This window comes from Polynucleobacter asymbioticus (assembly GCF_018687575.1).
In the GTDB taxonomy this organism is placed as follows: domain Bacteria; phylum Pseudomonadota; class Gammaproteobacteria; order Burkholderiales; family Burkholderiaceae; genus Polynucleobacter; species Polynucleobacter asymbioticus_C.
Map to the genome: position 1 here is coordinate 626821 of NZ_CP061297.1, position 21494 is coordinate 648314.

The following is a 21494-nucleotide window of genomic DNA, read 5'->3' on the forward strand; positions in this document are numbered from 1 at the left end:
TTATTACTACGTCACTCTCAATGGTGTGGTGAGTGGTACTGGCAACCTCATTAAGGATCAGGCTGGAGTATTAACTCTGGCTGGTATCAACACCTACACTGGTGATACCACCGTATCAGCAGGTACTGTACGTCTAACTGGTTCCGGCTCCATTGCAACTTCAAGCAGCTTTACAAACAATGCTATTTTTGACATCAGCGGCACTACAGCTGGCGCTTCAATTGTTGGTTTAGCGGGTAATAGCTCGGGATCAGTTGTCTTAGGATCTCAGACCTTAACCATTACTAATGCTAGTGATCGATTTGCTGGCGTCATCTCTGGCGCAGGCAACCTCGTTCTGACTACCGGTACTCAAACCCTAGCTGGCACCAACACCTACACTGGTACAACAACGATTGATGGTGGTACGCTGTCCTTGTCCGGCTCTGGATCGATTGCCACTTCAAGCAGTCTGATCAATAACGCCACCTTTAGCATTAGCGCTACTACAGCAGGCGCTTCGATCATCAGCCTGGCTGGTAACAGCTCTGGTAATGTTGCTTTAGGTAGTAAAACACTGACTATTAGCAATGCCAATGACATTTATACTGGCGTCATCTCTGGCACCGGTAACCTAGTTCTTACTGCCGGTACTCAGACTCTGTCAGGTACTAACACCTACAGCGGCACCACCACCATTAACGGTGGCACCTTGGTGGTCAGTAGTGATGCAGGTTTAGGTTCTGTTCCTAGCTCCGTAGCAGTAAGCTCGCTTGTACTGAATAACGGCACACTGAAGACTATCAGTAGCTTTACTCTGAATGCTTCCCGCGGAATCACCTTAGTAGGTAACGGCACGATCAATGTGGATGGCAGCACAACCTTAACATATGGCGGCATCATTGCAGGATCTGGTAATTTGATTAAAGCAGGCACTGGAACTTTGATCTTGAATGGCATTAATAGCTATTCTGGAATGACTACTGTTGCAGCGGGTATGCTCTTCATGAATGGCGAGATCCCATCAACTAATGTGGTTTCGGTATCAGCAGGTGCCGTGTTTACGATCCCGCATGCCATGACCTTGAATGAAATCTTGGGTGAGGGTAATGTTGTCCTGAATGCTAGCCTGACAGTTGGTGCTGCAGATTCTAGCTTTACCTTTGGTGGTAACTTCAGTGGCACCGGATCCTTGGTTAAGGTGGGTAGTGGCACGATGACCTTGTCAGGCAATAGCAGCTTTAGCGGTAATACCGTATTGAATAGCTCTACCTTGGTCTTGAATAGCGCTAACGCCCTTGGTTCTGGATCACTGACTTCATCATCCGGCAATCTACAAGTTGGTAGTGGTGTCGTTTTATCAAGCCTACGTGTCACTGGGCCGATCACCATTACTGGCAGCATTCATACGCTGGGCGAACAAATTTATGATGGTCGTGTGACCATTAGCCCGGCTGGTGGGTCAGTGACTGAGCTAACAAATTATGCTGGTGCTGCTTACACCACTTCGGGCGTCACCTTGAGTTCTAGCAATAGTGCAATTACCTTTAACAGCACGATTGATGCTGGCAGCGCCAAGTCTGCCTCATTGAAGATCAACGCTGGCACCGGCACTGTCACTATTGGTGATAGCGTAGGCTCAATTGCTCCGTTGCAGAACTTCTATATTGTAGGCGGCAGCATTAAGCTCTTAGCGGACGTATTAACCGGTCAAGAACAAACCTATATTGGTGCGGTGACGATTGGCAACAATGGTTCTAATGGTTTCTTACTCTCAGAATTTGCCAATCGGACACGTCTCATCTCTTCATTTGCAATGCAGAGCACGCTCTATACGCGTACTCTTATCTCCAGGGATCCGACCGTAAGATTTGTCGGTAGCGTAAATCCGGATAGGGCTGGCATCTATTCTCTGCTTGTGGCTGCCATCTACCCTGGACTTGTGAATGGTCACCCCGAAAGAGAGCCAAGGATTATCTTTGATGGCCTGGTTGGCAATATTAATTCATTCTATTCAACGAATTTCCAAACCTTGCAGGCTGGCGATCAATTTATGCTCTCGGGCAAAATTAGCACTATGGGCGTAAAGACAGTCGCCACACAGAGCTACAGCACCGATTCCTTGACTGTAAGTCTAGATCCAGGTAATTCAGTGGCAACATTTAGAGCATCGCAGCCAGGCACGATTAATTTCGACTTAAGTTCGGTTGGCGGTCAGCTCAATATGGGCTCAGCTTCTGGGGTAACCCGAGTGATTATTGATGGTTTAACGAATTTCACCGGTACTGGCATCAGTTTGGCGTCAGTAGGGTTTCCACTTCAAGAAGCCGCAGCAGCTGATGCTGCAGCTAAATCTAGAGCATCATCCGGCAGCATGAGTCTAGAAAACGCTGCTCAGTTTAAGCAGCAACTTAGTGGCTTACGCGCTCAGGTAGATTCATCCAGTGTGAGTGTTGTCATGGATGAAAGTATTCGTAAAGAAAGTCCGCAATTAAGGGCGAATGCCTGTGCTGAAGCCGACAATACGCCTGAGTGCCGTTAACTCATATCGCAATGACCATTAAGCAGTTAAATGCCACCTATTTGGTCAATGAAGACCGAATTTTCTTTCGGTTTAATACTCAAGACCAAGTTGAGTACCGTCTCTGGCTAACCAGAAGAGTGACGCTATTTATCCTCGTTGCTAGCACCCATTTACTAACTAAAAAGCTAGAGCAAGTGCATTCACCTGACACGGCAAAAGCCGTTAATGAATTTGAAAAAGCAGCGCTGATAGAGGCTTCAAAAACTGCTAATGCAGGATCAACAGATTACGAATCCGGTGTGCAATTTCCGCTTGGATTTGATCCATTATTAGTCATGGATGTATCTTATTCTCTGACTAAAAATGGTGAAAAAGTAACAGATCAAGATTCATCAAAAGCAGTTGATTTTGACGATGCATTATCAATAGATTTTCTACTCCCCGGTGGAGGTAATTTGAATCTGAATCTACCAAATAATTTGATGCGCGCAATGTGCCTTTTGTTAGATCAACTGCGTATTCAGGCTGGTTGGGGTGAGGCTGTATTGAGTATAAAAAAAGATGTAGAAATACAGTCTGTTGTAGAAGAAGAACCCAAGAAAAATAGCCCGCTACATTAAAGAAAAAGCGGTGGTGTTTTCATCTTTTTAAGTAGTGATTCTTCTCCATTTCTGCTTTCATCATATTGCTCAAATTGATTACTGAAATTGGATATTTTTTCGATATTTAAAATACACCCATCTTTCCAATAGTTTGATCAAAAAAGACTCCCTAAATACGGGGGTTTCAGGGCGTTATCCCTAGGGCTAATTCCATTAGCTATAGGGCTTTGGGAAAATCCTTTTTCCGGAAATTTCCCAGTAAATGTGTTGAAAAAAGCCCTCCTAGAAAGGTCGCTCCTTTCTTCGAAAATCTCGTTGAAAATTTGTTTTGCAAATGCTTCATTTGCAGGCAAATTGACGCGTGCATTTTTTGTGGGCGCATTGTTTTCAGTAACAACCGTATTAGCAAATCCATCCGTTCCTTTACTCCCGAATGTTTTACCAACAGGTGGAACAGTAGTTGCTGGAAGTGCTGCCATTACCCAAACACAAAACGCAACTTCTGCAACGATGAATGTGAACCAAACTTCACAACGTGCAGTCGTCAATTGGGATAGTTTTAATGTTGGTAAAAATGCCACTGTTAACTTCAATCAGCCCAATGCAAATGCAGTCACTTTGAATCGAGTAACGAGTGCAACACCATCAATGATTGATGGTGCAGTAAAAGCAAATGGCCAAGTGATTTTTGTCAATCCGAACGGCGTTACTTTCGGTAAGGGTGCTGACATCAACGCAGCAGGTGTAGTAGCAACCACCATGAACATCGCCAATAAAGATTTCATGGAAGGTAAGTCCACTTACAAAGGTAATGGCACAGGCCAAGTGATTAATGAAGGCAAAATTCATACCAATGCTGATGGCGGATACATTGCCTTGCTAGCACCGGAAGTTCGTAACGATGGTTACTTGCTTGCTAAAAAAGGTGAGGGTACGGTTGCCTTGGCTTCGGGCCAACAAATTACCTTGGATTTCAAGGGCAATTCCCTGATGAGCCTCAAGGTCGATGTCGCCACTTATAACGGCCTCATTGAAAACAAGCGGGTTGTCGAAGTCAATGGTGGTCTAGTAGTGATAGCGGCAGGTGCCGCTAACCAACTTATGGCCTCCGTTATTAAAAATACCGGCCGAATTGCTGCCAATAGCTTAGTGAACAACGGCGGCGTGATTGAATTAGTCGCCAATAGCGTTACCCAGGCGGGCAAAGTCATGGCTAATAGCCAAACTGCCCAGGGTGGCCAAGTCAATATCGTTGGCAATGAGATCACTATTGCCCAGAACTCCAAAACTACAGCCACTGGCACCCAAGGTGGCGGTCAGGTCAATATTGGCCTAGCAAGCACTAAGGTAACTGGCGGTACTCAGGTCAACGCACAGGCTCCGAGCACTCAAAGTAACCTTCAGGCTGAAGCTGCTATTAAGTCGAACGCCCAAGCAGCAAGCAATAGCAAGCAAATGGCCAGAACAGTCACTGTAGAGCAGGGCGCTCTCATAGATACATCGGCCACTCAGTCAGGTAACGGCGGATATATTGCTATCTGGTCTGAGCTGAAAACCGCAGTAGCAGGCGTTCTGAAGTCGATGGGCGGAGCTGTATCCGGTAACGGCGGCTTTATCGAAACCAGTTCCAAGACCCAAGTTAGTCTTGGATCAACAGCCCAAATCAATACCAGCGCAAGCAAGGGCAAGTCCGGTACGTGGCTCTTAGACCCAATTGACTTAACGATTGATACTGCGGCAGCCAACATCATCTCTGCAGCACTCTCATACAACAACGTGATTGTTGAGGTGAATGCCAATACCACCGCCTGCCCAAGCATTGGTGGGTGCACACAAAATGGTAGCGGTAGCTTAACGATTGCTAGTGGTGCGGATATCCTCAAGAGCGGCACTAACCTAACAACATTGACCCTATCCGCCTCAGGCATCTTCAATCTCAATGCCAACATTAGCGGTCAGAACTTAGATGTCATCATCAGATCGTCTATTGCTTACCTCAATGTCGGTACAACAATCTCCGCAACTACAGTAACCGTTCAGGCGCAGACCATCTATGCTGCCGGAACAATCAAGACCTCTAATTACCTGAACGGCAGCAACTCAGGCTCGCTAGGTAATGCGATCAGCCTATTAGCTCAAGCCATTTATGTTTCTGGCCAATTAAGCCTGAACTCAAGCTTGCCAAATAATGCAGCGACCACTGTATTGGTCAATGGCGCGGCTAAGCGTCCAGATGAACTGCCTGTTTATCTCACTAGTCTGAACGCGAGCAGCAGTAATCTAGATCAAATCTATTCAAGCACAGCTGCTAATGATGTCAACAGCTTGCAAGTAAATCCAATCAGTCAATCTCAAAGTAATGTGATTTACCTCACTGCCAGTAATGAAACCTTCGTTCACACAGCAGCGCAAGTTCTTGCTAATGGGACAACTGGTGGTTCAATCTACTTAACATCACCCAGTATTGCTACCCAGGCGGGTAGTGTGGTGCAGGCCAATGGCAATAACGGCCCCGGTGGTTTAATTGCATTTTCAGGCGATCAAATTACAGCAGCAGGCAGCATTGCAGCAAACGGATCTACAGATGGCGGCGCCATCACCATGATTGCCAATAATGGCGATCTCATCATTCAAAACTCCACAATCCAAACCAACGGCTCTACTGGCCGTGGCGGCAGCATTTCTTTATCCGCAAACAACAATGTCACTGTTCAAGCTAGCTCAATCGAAGCAACAGGCTTAAATCAAGGCGGCAGAATATTAATAGGCAATGATGCGAAAAATGGCACATTGCCTTTTGCTTTATTAACTACCATCGATCAGCATTCCAGCATCAATGCAGCTCAGCTAGATCAAGACCTAAGCAATACAAATGGTGGTTTCATCGAGACCTCTGGCCAAACTCTCAGCATGATGGCAAGTATCAATGCGGGTAGAGGAGGGATGTGGCTATTGGACCCAACTAATGTAACAATTGGCTCGACAGCATCTACTGGAGGAAGTTTAGCGACAGCTCAAGGTCAATCCACCACCTCAAACTTCAGCGCTACCGATATTCAAAATGCAATTAACGCCGGTACCAGCGTTACGATCATCGCCTCTGGCACCATCACTCAAACAGCAAATCTTTCTTTCTCAATAGCCTCTGGTAGTAGTGCCAGCTTGACTTTAGATAACAGTAGCGGAACAGCTCAAGCGATTACGCTTACTGGAACCACTACTAATACCGGTGCTGGAGATCTCAATCTCAACTATATTTCAAATGGCCAAATTATTATCAATGGCGCTATTAACTCCACCAGCACTGGAAAAATTAATGTAGCTGCAAAAACAAGTTACGCAACAAATGCCCTAACAGGTTGTACGGCGGGTGCGTGTGCCAGCATCTATAACGGAGCCTCCGGAACTATCACTACCAAAGGCGGCTACGTTGTAATGGATGCAACAGGCGGAACCGTTAGTGGATCAACTGTTACGATCGGAGCAGTACAAAATGGCCCCATTTATCTCAATGCAGCCATTAATACAACTACAGCAGGTACATCGGCAAGTGGTGCCGGTGGCAACTTCTCTCTAGCAGCCTCAGCTAATCTAGCAAGTGGTATCGGTTCATTTGAGCCTAATGTGGCAACTCTGAATATTGGTGGTAATGCCACCTTCGCCCTAAAGAATTACACCAATGCAAGTTATGGATTTGTAGTCGCCAGTTATGCGACAACTTCTCCTATCACCGCCTTTGGGAATATCGACATCACCAGTATTGGTGTGAGTACCAGTAATACGGGACTCATTTATTTAACTTCTGCCTTAACTTCAACTGCTGGCAACATTACCTTAACAGCAACCTCTACCAATACAAGTGCAACTCTTAATCCCGGTGTCAGTGGAACCTCAAATGGCACCCTTACAGCTAATGCTGGGGCAATTACGGTCACGAGTACATCAAATGCAAGCACGGCGGTATCACTAGTCGGTGCAATGTCAGCTAAAAGTATTTCGATTACTGGAACATCAACAACTGCATCAACCATTGTTTCCCTAGGCGCGATGACGATTGTTGCGGGCGGATCTGATCTCTCAGTCACTGCAATGAATACTTCTGGTGGTGCCAATACAGGCATTACTCAAACTGGAACAATTACAGATAATGCTGATGGAGGAAGCATTAGCTTTATATCTAACAACATCATTAGTCAAGGCGGAGCAATTACATTAGCTGCCAACACTGGTGGCAATGCTTCAACAGTTTTGTATGACACTACTTCTGGTGCTAAGACTTCCACTATTGCTGCCGGCGCGCTAACAGTTGCTTCTGGCTCAACCAGTGCCATTAATTACATTATTAAAACCTCAGGCGCTGGTATTGATACTGGTGCATTGAGCGTTCCAGGATCTGTCTTGCTGGATAACACCTATGGTGGCACTGCAGGAGTAGGGGGCACCCCAACTTCTGGATACATTACTACCTCCAATTCCGGTACGTTTGCGGGCGCAAGTATTGGTGTCCTGATTAATGCTGCGATTACCGCTGGTACCGGCATCACCTTAAAGGGTGCTTCACTCACTGGCTGGTATTCAGTGACATTGCAAGCAGCTATTGCAACATCGACTGGAGCTATTTCAATCACCGGTACTGGTATTAATTACGCAGTGCATAGTAATAGTGCTGGGACAATTCTGGCTTCTGCGGGTGCGGTGATAATTACTGGAACGGCAACAACAGGTCAAGCTGTTCAGCTTGCTGGCGCTATTACTGCACACACTGGAATCACGATTGATGCCAATGGCACCAGCACATCAACTATTGCTACCGTTGGCGCGCTGACTTTGGGTTATGGTTATTACGCTGGTGATAACTCTAATCCAACAGTTATCTCTACTGCTACTGGTACTTCGGGAAGTTTGATAGGATCGCTCACCGGTTCTACATTGCCAACTATAAGCTCAGGCTCAATTAGTGGTGCTTCAGCTCCTGGAACCTACTCTATTACTGCTGCTAGTTTGCAAAGCTCAACCGCTACAACCGCAACGTATGTCATTGGCTTTTGGAATGGTACGCACACCAAAATGGTTCAGCTGGTATTAACTGCAAGTGGCAATAATATTTATGCAACAGAGACAGCGGCCAAATACAACACAAGCGCATTGTCAACTGGAACCGCAGCTAATACATTAGGTGGCACCACTAATTTACTATCGCTATGGAATGGCTCTGGTGCAGGCGGGGTTGGAACCGTTTCAACAATGACTTTAGCTGCCAGCTCATCGGCAGCAGGCTATGCTGCGGCAAACATAGCTTTATCTGGTGGAGACTACACTCAAAATACCCCATCCGGCAATATCACTATTACCGCAAACAATACTTCTGGCGGGGGAAATACTGGCATCACTCAATCTGGTGACATTATTAATAATGCCTCTGGTAGCAGCATCACCTTTACCTCAAATAATTTGATCAACCAAACTGGCGCCATTACATTGGCGGCCAATACGAGTGGAACTGAGTCTAACGTTAGTTATGACACTACTCGTGGAAGTAATGCATCTACTATTACTGGTGGCAACCTCAGTATTATTTCTGGATCAAGTAGCGCTATCAATTATGTTCAAAAGAGTGCCGGCGCTAATTTAGATCCTGGCGTAATCAATGTCCCCGGAAGCATCGCTCTAAATAATACCTATGGCTGCTCTGGTACAAACTGCACGCCAGCTAGCGCTTATATCGTTGCTTCAAATATCGCTCTAGCACCCAACGGCGTTGCTGGTATCACCATTAATAATGCATTGACAGCTACCGGTGATATTTCTATTAATGGTGTTTCTAATGGCAACTACTCGATTTATGGAGTTGCAGCTATTTCCTCTTCGGCTGGCGACATTACGTGGACGGGAAGGGCTACCAACTACGGTATCTATACCAATAGCTCAGGAACTATTACTGCATCAACGGGCGATGTTTCTATTACAGGCAACTCAACTACTGGGCAAGCGGTAAATCTTGGCGCCCTGGTAACGGGAGATAGCATCACGATTGTTGGTAATGGCACAGCAGCATCAACGATTGTGACCTTAAGTGCTTTAACAATTAATGCGGGAGGTTCAGACCTCGCCGTCACTGCCAATAACACCTCGGGCGGTGGTAATACCGGCATTACCCAAGCTGGCGTAATCACAGCTAACGCATCCGGTGGAAATATTACTTTCACCTCCAATAATCTGATCAATCAAACTGGTGCCATTACCATGGCAGCTAATACTAGTGGCAATGCCGCCACAGTAACTTATGACACCACCCGTGGTACAAATGCATCAACGATTACTGGCAGCAATCTCACCGCTAATTCGGGATCAACAGGCGCAATCAATTATGTTCAAAAAAGCGCTGGCGCTAATTTAGATCCAGGTGTAATTAATGTCCCTGGGGCCATTACCTTGGATAACACTTACGGTTGTTCCGGAGCAAGCTGCACTCCTGCCAGTGGATATATCGTAGCCTCCAATATTGCTTCCGGTCCAAATGGTGTTGCAGGTGTCACCATCAACAACGCATTAACAGCTACAGATAACATTCTTGTCAAAGCCGTTTCCAATGGTAATTACTCTATCTACGCTGTTGCAGCAATTACCTCAACTGGTGGCGATATTACTTGGACTGGTATTGCTACTAATTACGGTATCTACACTAATAGTGCAGGAGTCATCACTGCTGCCTCAGGTGCAGTAAGTATCAATGGAACATCTACCACTGGCCAATCAGTCAACTTAGGCGCTGAAATCACCTCTCATACCGGTATCACCATTATTGGAACTGGCACAAGTGCAGGCACCATTGCAACAGTAAACGCTTTGACTTTAGGTTATGGCTACTACGCAGGCGATGCCACTAACCCAAGCATGATATCTACGGCTACTGGAGCTTCAGGCAGTTTGATGGGTAATTTGAGTGGATCAACTCTCCCAACAATTGCGGCCGCATATTTAACTGGTGGATCGATCGGTACAGCGCGCTCAGCTACCGCTGCTATTTTGCAGAGTTCCACTTCAACAACAGCTACCTACCTTATTGGTTTCTGGGATGGAACCTATACCAAGATGGTGCAGGTCGTGCTTACATTAAGTGATGGAAAAATATATGCAAGAGAGTCTCTAGCAGGATACAAAGCAACGCAATTAGCCTCAGGTGGGGACGCTAACGTATTTGGGGGAACTACCAACTTAGCAACCATCTGGAGTAGCAGGGTAAACCAGTCCGTTGCAGCTACATCCTCTGCCATTGGCTATGGTGCTGCTAACTTGTTCCTCGGTGGATCTGGTTACTCTTTAAATTCTCCATCTGGAAACATTTCCGTAACTGCCAACAATACGGCTGGCGGCGGTAATACCGGAATTAGTCAAACTGGCGCCATCACCAACAATGTGGCGGGAAGCAACATTACCTTTACATCCAATAATCTGATTAATCAAACCGGCGCCATTACATTGGCGGCAAATACTACTGCCAATGCTGCAACCATTACCTATGACACCACTGCTGGTACTAAGGCGTCAAATATTACCTCTGGAGCACTAACAATTATTGCCGGCTCAAGCAGTGATATCAATTTACTACTGAAGTCAGCTGGTAGTGCAATTAATCCAAACACTATTGGTACTAGCTCTGTTCGTTTGCCTGGAACAGTCGCTATCGATAATTCATATGGCGGTGCTACGCCAGCGACAGGCTATATCACAACAAGCAATCTTTCCACATACGCTACAGGTAGCTCGGGTGTGACGATTAATAATGCTATTTACAGCACAAAGCTCATTAGCGTAAAAGGATTTTCATATTCGTCTCAAGGCGTTGCATACAGTGCCGTCATTAACTCTAATGCTGGCGGTGTTGAAATCACCGGAGCAACTTATAACAACTACGGTATCTACACCAGCAATGCTTCGCTGATTACCGGTGACTTCATTACACTTAACGGTGCCGCTACTACATCAGTAGCAGGATGGGTTGTTTATGCTGGCGCACTGAGCATTAACTCGGGATCTACTGGTGGTGATATAGCAATTACTGCTACTGGATCTGCCGCTGGTGGGGGTAATGGCCTGTATCAGTCGGGTGCGATTACTGGGGCCAATGGATCTGATCTGACTTTTACGACCAATAATGCCCTGAGCCAAAATGGCGCCATTAGCCTTGCAGCAAATACCAGTGGAAATATTTCTACGTTGACATATGACACCACTAGTGGAAATAAATCTTCTACCATTCTGTCGGGCACTATAACAATTACTGCAGGATCAAGCAGTGATATCAATTTTGTAATGATTGCTGATGGTGGCGCCATTAATCCAGGCCTCATTGGAACAAGTTCTGCGCGTTTGCCTGGAACCATCACTTTAGATAACACTTATGGCGGCGTTTCTCCAGCTTCTGGATATATCACCACTAGCAATATTTCAACCTTCGCAACTTCAAGTGTTGGTGTTACGGTTAACAATGCAATTCACAGCACGAAGCTCATTAGCATTAAAGGTATTTCTTATGCCTCACACGGGGTGCAATACACCGCAGCAATTAATTCGAGCGCTGGCGGAGTGGAGCTAACTGGTACTACCTATAACAGTTACGGTATTTACACCGCTTCATCACTTATTACTGCTAATTTCATTACGATCACCGCAAGAGCCACTGTTGCTGCAACATACGTTGCTTACTTGGGCCCATTAACGATTAATTCGGGCTCAACTGGTGGTGATATCACCATTACATCAACGGGTACTTCAGCGGGAAATGATGCGGGCATCACTCAAACGGGGGCAATTTCTGCTGCAAACGGCTCAGATATCACCTTCATAGCAAATAATATTATCAGTCAGTCTGGCGCTATTACTATGGCAGCCAATACGAATGCCATTTCAACAATTACGTATGACACCACAGGCGGGAATCGACTTTCAAATATCACTACGGGTGTTGTAACAACGACATCCGGATCTACTTATTCAATTAATTACCTGATTAAATCTGCTGGATCTGCAATCACTGTGAATGATGTCTCGGTCCCTGGCTATATCAATATTGACAATACTTATGGCTCTGCTAGTGGGGCTAAATCTAGTGGTTATCTCACTGGTGCCAATGTCACCACCAGTAATACAACGGGCTCTTCCGGTGTGTTGGTTAGCGGTGCCTTAACTGCAGGTGGCGCACTCACTATTAAAGGCGCAGCGCCAAGTAGTTGGGGTATTCAGAATTCATCCGCATATACCTTAACTGCGGGATCTGGAGATCTCACGCTAGTCGGTATTGGTGCCCATGGTATTTATCAAATGGGTAGTTTGATCGCTACAGCAGGAAATATTTCGGCAAGTGCATATGCGCTGAGTAGTACATGGTCTTATTACGCCTTACAAAGCTCTCAAAAGAACTATATTGCCTCGGGCAATATTGACTTGATTGGCTATAGTACGACTTATAGTTCATCAATTTATATGCAGTACATATTAATGAGAACTACCACTGGTGACATTACGTTATCCGCAAGAGGCGGCTCAACAGGTAATGGCGCCTCTCATCCGGCAATCCATTTAATGGCGAATGTGATTAATGCTGGCGGTGACTTTATTATTCAGGGTGCTAGCAATGCCGGTGGTATTGCAACAGCTGCACCAGGGACTGCCTCTATGAACACATTGGCTGATACTGGTGTGCATATCTCGTCTAGTGCTAGCTATGCTTATGGCGGTATAACTTATACCGGGTATAAAGCGGCGGGAGATATTACCTTTGCTGGCTCATCTACGGGTTCTTACGCTAACTACATTGCTGCAGCTATCGAGTCAACTGCTGGCGCAGTCACCATTACGGGTACATCATCAACGGGTTATGGAATTACAACAACCAGCACCGGAACCATCACTGGGGTGACTGGTGTTGCACTCTATGGTGTCGGTAATGCAGGAAGTGTTACTACTGCCGCTTTAGTCCGTAACACTGGAACAACGGGTGGCATCATCATCAATGCGGTTGGTAATGCCAGCATAGGTGCTGTCACCAACTCCGGTGCAGACGGTATTCGGATCACGGGTGGTAATGGTGTTGCTGCTGGCACTACAACAGGCGGAACAATTACTGCCTTGGGTACTGTCACCAATACCGGCGGGGTAGTGGCCTTGTCGATGGCTTCCCCGCGTTCAGCAAATTCTTATGACGTTGAGGGCAAAATTGGTATTACTGCATCAAATGCCTCTACTGCCAATATTCGCTACAACGTTCAAGGTGGTAATTTCACTACGCCAACGACCTATACCAGTGGTAACTACATTGATTACCGGGCTGGTACTACCACTTATACGATTACGGTTTCTCTTGGAGGTAATTATTCAGCAGCCTATGGCACTGCTTATACCGATTCCACTGCGCTAAGCTGGCTCCGCACTAATGCTACGGTAACACTTAGCGCGACACCATTTGGTGTCTCAACTGCAGGTATTAAAGATGGCTTGGTATGGAACAGCACGATTGGTTCTGCTGGTATCAATGCCAATGCAGTGCAAGCTGGAACAACCATCGTATCGGCCAACATTCTTTCTGGAACAGGGCAGAGCGTCACACTCTCTGGAACGAGCCGCACATATACCATCACCGCTAAAGCGCTCACGATTACGAATTTAGCTAGTACAAGCAACTACGATGCTGTCACTACTTACGCATCACTGGTGGGTACAGCGGGGTATAGCGTGAGTGGCTTAGTGACTTCAATAGGTGGTGTTGCGGTAACGGATGCAGTGAGCTCGGTGACGCAAACTATGAAGTCAGGTTCTGTAGTGGGCTCTGGTTCTGTAGTTTCTGGGGTGGCTCAGAACGGATCATTTAATGCGGTTCCTAGTTCTGCGGTTGGTGTTGGTTTATCAAACTACAGCATTACTTATGTAGGCGTAGCCTCTACTGTCAATAAAGCGACATTAACGATTACCGCTGCAGACGATACCAAGGTGTATGGCAATACCACTTCAGCTGCAGGCATTGCTTATAGCGCTGGCGCCGCTTCAGCCACTGGCGGAGTAGGTTATTCATTAAGCTCTGGAACTTTGCTGGGAACGGATACCTTGACTGGGGTAACACTGACTAGTACCGGTGGCTTAGCAGCAACCGCGGTAGGAACCGGAATCTCTATTGCCCCAAGTGCTGCCACTGGTAGTGGTATCGGCAACTACACCATTACCTATGCCAACGGTGCGATGGCGGTGACTCAGCGTCCATTAACGGTGACTGCATCCAATCAAAGTGCCAACTATGGCTCCTCTTATTCCTTGGGCACCAGTTCATTTACAACGAGTGGTTTAGTTAACAGCGATGCCGTGAGCTCAGCCACGCTCAAAAACAGCGGCTCAAGCACGGTTGCTGGAACTACTAATGCCGGCACTTATACCGGCGGCATTATTGCTAGCGCGGCGACAGGTACCGGCCTTTCCAATTACGCCATTAGTTATGTAGCCGGTAATTTAACAGTCGCAACTAAGGCTCTAACGATTACTGCGGATGCGCAAAATAGCACCTACGGTAGCGCTTATGGTTTGGGAACCAGCGCCTTTACCGCTAGCGGCCTAGTCAATAGCGATGCTGTTTCCAGTGTGACTCTGCTGTATAGCAATAACGCTACCGTTGCCCCAACTGTTGCCGCAGCAACGTATTCAGGGGGCATTGTTCCAAGCGCTGCATCTGGTACAGGATTATCTAACTACACGATTTCTTATGTAGCGGGTAACTTGGTGGTGGGCAAGGCTACGATTACCGTAACTCCAAATGGCTCGATAGCGACTTACGATGGCACAACCCTCGCTAATAGTACGTATTCACAGACAACAGCGAATTACACGATTACAGGTTATAAAAATACCGACCTTGCTGCTGATGTTCCAGTGACGCTTTCTGGCTCGATGGCATTTAATGGCAGCACCACAACTGTGGTTAAGAATGCCGCTACTTATGCGCTGACTGTAGGCACATTAGCGGGCACCACAACAAATGGTAATTATCAAATTGCATTTGCTAATCCGTCTAGCCATGTTTATTTGATCAATCCAGCAACCGTATCGATATCTGCAGCTAAAGATTACGACGGCACAAGAAGCTTTGCCTCTAATCAAATTACAGTCGCCACTGGTATCGGATCACAAACCCTTACTTTGAGTGGTACTGCAACTGCGAATAGCGCAAATGTAACCGGGGTTTCTTCACTCTCGACTACAGGCTTAACTTTGGGTAATGGCAGCAATGGTGGTTTAGCTGCTAACTACCAATTACCTGCATCTACTAGCAGTGTGGCGATTCATCCGCTGACCTTGTCCGCCTCAATTACTGGCGCACCTACTAAGCAATATGACGCCACTGATAGCGCTACATTAACTTCAGGCAACTATTCAATGTCTGGATTCATAGCCGGTGAGGGCGCAACAGTTACCCAAACTGTCGGTAGCTACAACACTGCTAACGCCACTAGCAATACCGCTTATTCACCAGCTACAACTGTCAGCGCTACATTGGTGCCGGCTCATTTCACGGCAGATGTAGGTACCACGCTCAGCAATTACGTATTGCCAACAACGGCTACTGGTAGTGGCGTGATTACTACTGCACCATTAACCTTAAGCGCTAATTCATATTCGGCATTTGCTGGTCAATCACCATCGAGCTTTACCGGTAGTGTTACTGGAGCACAGGGTAGCGATAGTATTACTGTGAGTATTACTCAAACTGCCTCAGGTATCACAGGAATTTATACGCTAACTCCTGCTGCCGTCATGAGTACTAGCCTAGTAGGTAACTATGGCACCCCAACTGTAGTCACTGGTACTTATACTGAAGCTCAGCAATATCAATTGGTGGTGTCAGCTGCTAATGCAAGCAATTCATACGGAACATTGAGTTCAAGCTCAGCTGCGAACTCAGCCGTCAATCTCGTTGCCCAATATTGCACCGTCAGCAGTAATTGCACTTCAGGAAGCATTGTCACTCTTGCGTTAACCCTTCCAAGTGCAACGGTTTCGCAAATTACGACATCGTCCTCAACTACACCAACTTGGGTGGCAACAGATTCAGCATTGAATACTTACAACATTAAGGTAGTCTCAGACGCTACTTTAGGATTCAGTACTGGTAATTTCCTTAATGCAGGTACGTATACCTTCACCCCAAGCGGACAAACTAACGCCACGATTTCTGGGGCAACTAATCCGGTAATTTATATTCCTGGGGCGCTCACAGTTACTCCAGTCAGCATCACCGCCACTAATAACTCAGCACCGAATAAAGTGTATGACGCCACTACGACATTGACCACAGGCGTTAGCTTGGCTGCATCCAATGCACTAGCTGGTGACGTCGTGAGCGTATCTGGTGCCGGAGCATACTCCAGTAAAAACGTCGGAACCACGAATTACACTATTAGCAGTGTCACTCTGGGCGGGGCAGATGCTGCCAACTATCGCTATTCAACAGGCAATATCGCAGGGACAAATGGCGTGATTACAGCAGCACCAATTACGATTAGTGGATTGGCTGCAAGTAATAAAGTGTATGACGCTGGTTTATCTGCAACCGTTTCTGGTACTCCAACAGCACTCGGTATCTTGGGCTCTGACACCGTGACTGTTTCTGGAAGTGTTACAGCAGGTAGTTTTGCTACACCAGATGCGGCTACATCAATTGTAGTTACTCCAGTACTGACAGGACTATCGCTTAGCAATGCAAACTATGCCATTACCGGAGTGACTAGCCCCTTATCAGCAAACATCAGCGCTGCACCAGTCACAGTAGCTATTAATAAGACCTACGACGGTACCATGACTGCTGCCAATAGCGACATCACCGTTAGTGGTGTAGCAGGGCAGACACTGCTTTTAGCAACAGGTACTGCAACATTGACTAACCCGAATGTGGGTAGCGCAGCTCTCTCAACGTTGAATGGCGCTAGCTTAGCTGACGGTACTGGATCAGCTGCTAACTACACCTTAGTGAGTCCAACTGGGGTGGTAACGATTACGCCAGCTTCAATTAGCGTGTCCGCAAGCAATGCCGTGAAGGTGTATGACACTGCTACTGATGTCTTGAGTGCCACAACGGCACCTGCAGCTACCTTAGTCAGCGGTACCCTTTATACCAATAGTGATACCGGCTTCACAGATGCACTTTCTGGTGGCACATTTACTTATGCAACAAGCGCAGTGGGCAATGGCAATAAAGTCTTGAATGTGAGCGGAGTAGGAATCTTAAATGGCAGCTCTAATGCTGCATCGAATTACAGCATTACCTATGTCGCCAATACCACGAGCACTATTACGCCTGCGCCAATTACCATTAGCGGCCTCTCAGTCAGCAATAAGCAATATGACACTGGCCTCAGCGCAACAGTGAGTGGCACCCCAACGGCAGTAGGTGCGCTCGGCGGCGATACGGTCACAGTGAGCGGTAGCGTAAGCACTGGTAGCTTTGCTTCAGCAAATGTTGGCACCGGAATTGTGGTGACCCCAGTGTTATCTGGACTGAGCTTAAGTAGCGCCAACTACCAAATTACGGGAGTAGCAAGTGCACTCACCGCCAACATTACTGCTGCACCAGTCACTATTAGCGGCCTCACTGCTAGCAATAAGCAATACGACACAGGCTTGTCTGCCACTATCTCCGGTACACCGACTGCGGCAGGGGTTCTTGGTGCAGATACCGTCACCGTGAGTGGTAGCGTCAGCGCTGGTAGCTTTGCTTCAGCAAACGTGGGTACTGGTATTGCAGTTACTCCAGTCTTGAGTGGTTTAAGTCTCAGTAACGCGAACTATGAAATTACTGGGGTCACTAGCGCACTGACTGCCAACATTACTGCGGCACCAGTCACTGTCACCGCTAGCAATCAAAATACTGCTTATGGCACCCCATTGGCATTGGGTACGGCTAACTTCACAGCTAGTGGCTTATTAAGTGGCGACTCCATTTCCTCAGTGACGCTCACTCAGATAGGTAATACCACCGTACCTGGCACGCAAAATGCCGGAACCTATTCTGGAAGTGTGAACGGCATTCTAGCTAGTGCAGCTGTTGGAAGTGGTTTAAGTAATTACCAAATTACCTATTCACCAGGTACTCTCACTATTGCTAAGAAGGGTATTAATGTCATTGCGGATAACGCCTCGATGACCTATGCAGATGCCAACTTGCCAACACTTTCTTATCAAAGCGTTTCTGGTTTGGTCAATGGCGATCAAATGAGTGGCACCTTGGCAACTACAGCCACCCCATACAGCGGTGTTGCTGGCTCAGCCTCTAACGTGGGTTCCTACTTTATTACTCAAGGCACTGTGACTGCGGGTAGCAATTATGAAATTACATTCACTCGCGCCAGTTTGACGGTGAATCCGGCATCTCTTTATGTGATGGCTGAGAATCAATCTAGCACTTATGGTTCCTTATTAGTCCTCCCGCAATCGGGAAGCGCTGCTTACTCTGTTGTGGGTCTGCGTAATGGCGACTACATTAGCTCGAGCACAGTTCTATATAGCGGTAATCAAACCGTTCCTGGCACTACCAATGCTGGAAGCTATGCAGGCTCTTTGGATATCTCTGCTGCTACCGGTGTTGGCATGTCTAACTACAACATTAGTTATATAGCGGGTGACCTCAGCATTGCAAAGGCAAGCTTGTTACTGACCGCACTGGATAGTGGCAAATTCGTGGGCACGAGCGATCCGTCTGGCTATGGTGGCGTGATGTATACCGGCTTTAAGAACTCAGATACAGCCGTTAGTGGTGCACTAGGCTCAGCCGTAGTAAGCGTCAGTAGAAGTAACTCCTCTGTGAATGATGCAGGCGTCTATAGCGGCGTCCTGGTTCCTAGCGTAGATAGAACATTGGACAACTACACCGTGAGCTATGGCAATGGTAATTTCACAATTGCTGGAGCAAATCAACTCTTAGTATTAGTGGGTAATAACACTACCGTGTATGGAACTGCGCCTACATACAGTGCTGGCGGTATGACAGTTTCTTACTGTACTGATTGTGCTACCGGCAATAGCTCGCCAAATATCGTCAGTGTTACTGGTGCTGACGTTTCTGTATCGGGCTCTACAGTCACTGTTATAGCTGGTAACACCACTGGAGTATTCAGTCTAAGCCCAGTCAATCCGGTCATGAATTCATCTAACACGCAATTGTCGGTTGGTGGATATGGCTTGGGTGCTAGTGGAACCAGTATTAGCACTTCGGGCGGCTCTCCGAACTTCAACGCGCTTACAGCTGTTGGTGGCTTAACAGTGACGCCATTAGTCTTGACCTACGCAGATCTGGGTGTCGCAGGTATTACTCAGCAGTACAGTGGCTCAGTCAATATGACTAATTTGCAGCTCACTACCGCTGCAGGATTCTTGCCAGGTGATTCAGTGACTGCTTCGGCTACTGGTACCTTTGCTGCTAAAAACGTGGGAACCAGTGTGGCTTATACGATTGGTGTAGCGCTTACAGGTTCTGATGCTGCGAACTATCAAATGAGTGCTGGCGCCTCCTACACCGGAAGCAACGGCGTGATTACTCAATTGCCATCGGTGACCTATACAGGCTCTAGTGCGGGTGGCAACTGGTCTAATCCTACGAACTGGACAACCACTGGCACCTCCACCGTGGGCGCCATTCCAGACCTATCCAATGTGGCTACTGTGATTATTCCAGTGGGCTCAACAGTTATTTACGATGCAGGGGTAGAGGGTCCCGTGACCTCAAACGTCGTTACGAGCGGTAATATCACCATGAGCTTGCCGTCTGCCACAACGATCTCGATGCCGATTTCCGGCTCAGGTACAGTCACCATTGCAAATTCTGGTGTGATCACGATGTCGGGTGATAATTCTTACACAGGCGGCACAATCCTATCTGCCGGTTCAAATTTGATTGCTGGTAGCGATAATGCAATTGCTGGAGGCGCAATCACTTCTAACGGCACTAGCGTTAGCCCAGCTACATTCTCTATAAGTAGTGGAGTAACGCCCCCAGAACTCAGCATTAGTGGCGGCACTACTAAGTTAGCTAGCAATATCACTACTAGCGGTTCACAAACCTATAGCGGATCGATCTTGATTGCTCCAGCTTCAGGGTCAACTACAACGCTCACTAGTGGCAATGCAGCGATTATGTTCACTGGCGCATTAGATGCGGTGAGTGATAAGTCCAAGTCCTTAGTGATTAATGCTGGTACCGGTGTCGTGACTATTGCTAATAGCATTGGTAGTGTTGCTCGAATAAATGACCTCACGATTACTGGGTCCAGGATTAATCTTCTTGCAGATATCTTGACTGCGGCCACTCAAACCTACAACGGTGCTATTTTCATTGGCGATGCCAGCTATTTGGGTCAAACACCAAGCGTTGGCTTCCTATACTCCTCAACTTATATCCCATACTTCCAATATCAGTCCGGTGGCAATGTTAGTGCGATTGATTACCTGAATCTCAATCCAATTTACATTCGAACCTTAATTTCTGAAGATCCGAGTGTGACATTTAATGGTTCGGTTAATGACATTACCGCTAATACCCATACTCTATTGGTTGCAGCAATTGCTCCAGAAGTAATTCCAAGTTCAAGTGGTGTTTCAGCCATAAATGCAGGAGCTAGCATCAGTTTTAACGGCGCTGTAGGTGTTAGCGCGCCGCTATACAGCTTGAATTCTCAAGTAGTTGTTAGTCAAAGTGAACCAAATGCTAGTAGCGCCTTCATTGGAACTATTAATGCGGTTGACAGCATTAGGACCTACTCAAGTCAGACATATCGAGCCAACTTGATGAGTGCTCGGGCTAGTACGCAGCCGGGAAGCATGACTTTCTCCGTATGGGATCCTGCAGCTAGCGTTAATTTCAATTTGCCGGAACAAACTGTTGCCAATAGCAGCTGCTCAGGAAATTGTGGTCAGCTGAATTTGCAAAACCCAAATAGCTCCGATGTATTGACGGTCAATGGCGTAAGCAACTTTGCATTGGACGCGAACTTAACCGGCGTAAATAACTGGGGCAATCAGTTTGTTCAGAATGAGGCTTTAGGCTACATTCCTCCGGTCGTTGTGCCGCCCGTTGCGATAGTCCGTACCCCACTTATTCCGGTAATGAATGGCGGTATGTTGCGAGAAGTCCTCGATTTCCACGCTGATCAAGTGCAGATGACCGTGGATGCAAAAATTCTGGCAGCTGGAGTGACTGTTTCCTCGCCTGAGGAGATTGCTCAGGTTGTGAGATCAGTGATTGCCTCTACAAAAACTAAGGGCTCAAAAGCGACTTTGAATTCTTCAGGAGCTGCGGTGATCTGCAGCGTTGATGAGAAGGGTGATTCCTATTGCGGGGAGGAGTAACGGCGGCCCCA

General features: G+C 47.0%; 3 protein-coding genes (1 of these 3 running past the window's edge). All 3 read left to right on the top strand.

Features of this window, described 5'->3' with window-relative positions; all coding sequences use genetic code 11:
- On the top strand, nucleotides 1-2521 hold the end of the coding sequence (locus AOC19_RS09350; protein ID WP_435367687.1) for an autotransporter-associated beta strand repeat-containing protein. It extends 20510 nt beyond the left edge of the window; the window shows 2521 of its 23031 coding nt (coding positions 20511-23031); the start codon falls outside the window, past its left edge; the stop codon is at nucleotides 2519-2521.
- 11 nt (nucleotides 2522-2532) lie between these two features.
- Nucleotides 2533-3123, top strand: coding sequence for a hypothetical protein (locus AOC19_RS03145; RefSeq protein WP_215377508.1), 591 nt, complete (start codon nucleotides 2533-2535; stop codon nucleotides 3121-3123).
- A gap of 297 nt (nucleotides 3124-3420) precedes the next feature.
- The gene (locus tag AOC19_RS03150) at nucleotides 3421-21483 is read left to right on the top strand and encodes a YDG domain-containing protein (protein WP_215377510.1); all 18063 of its coding nucleotides are present in this window, start codon (nucleotides 3421-3423) and stop codon (nucleotides 21481-21483) included.
- Nucleotides 21484-21494: the final 11 nt, after the last annotated feature.

Bases quoted from the DNA above. Each gene is read 5' to 3' on its own strand.
- AOC19_RS03145 (WP_215377508.1), top strand. From the start codon at position 2,533: ATGACCATTAAGCAGTTAAATGCCACCTATTTGGTCAATGAAGACCGA.